Raw genomic sequence first — 501 nt, forward strand, 5'->3', positions numbered from 1 at the left:
CAAGAAGTTTCCAAAGCACTTGTAACAAATGTTTGAGAACTACTTTTTAAATCAGCTTTCCAGATTGTTAAAGAGCATGTTTGCAACGGCGCAAGGCCGAAGAAAACAGACATAAACATGACTGCTTATGTCTGCATTCTTGTTAGCAAGAAGAGAAGTGGCGTCCCCTAGGGGATTCGAACCCCTGTTACCGCCGTGAAAGGGCGGTGTCCTAGGCCTCTAGACGAAGGGGACCCGGATTTGTCTTTGCGCTTGCGCGCAGGTGATTGGGTAACGACTTGCGCCATTATTCACGTCCCAATACCCAACAAAAGGGCTTCTCTTGTTCAACCGTGGGTTGAACAAGCACTGACGCTTTCGCATCAGGTCTTTGCTCTAACTACTTTGAATCAAGGCAATCTGTGTGAACACTCAACAACTTCGTCATCTTAAGGTAAGGAGGTGATCCAACCCCAGGTTCCCCTAGGGTTACCTTGTTACGACTTCACCCCAGTCATGAAT

The 501-nt window shown here is 47.3% G+C and carries 1 tRNA gene and 1 rRNA gene; both read right to left on the bottom strand.

Annotated elements, in window-relative coordinates:
* Window positions 1–158: 158 nt before the first annotated feature.
* Window positions 159–234 (bottom strand) — tRNA-Glu (locus tag G5358_RS21605).
* 200 nt (window positions 235–434) lie between these two features.
* Window positions 435–501 (bottom strand): 16S ribosomal RNA (locus G5358_RS21610); the annotation flags it as partial.

Source organism: Aeromonas sp. 604176 (assembly GCF_049170755.1).
In the GTDB taxonomy this organism is placed as follows: domain Bacteria; phylum Pseudomonadota; class Gammaproteobacteria; order Enterobacterales; family Aeromonadaceae; genus Aeromonas; species Aeromonas veronii_A.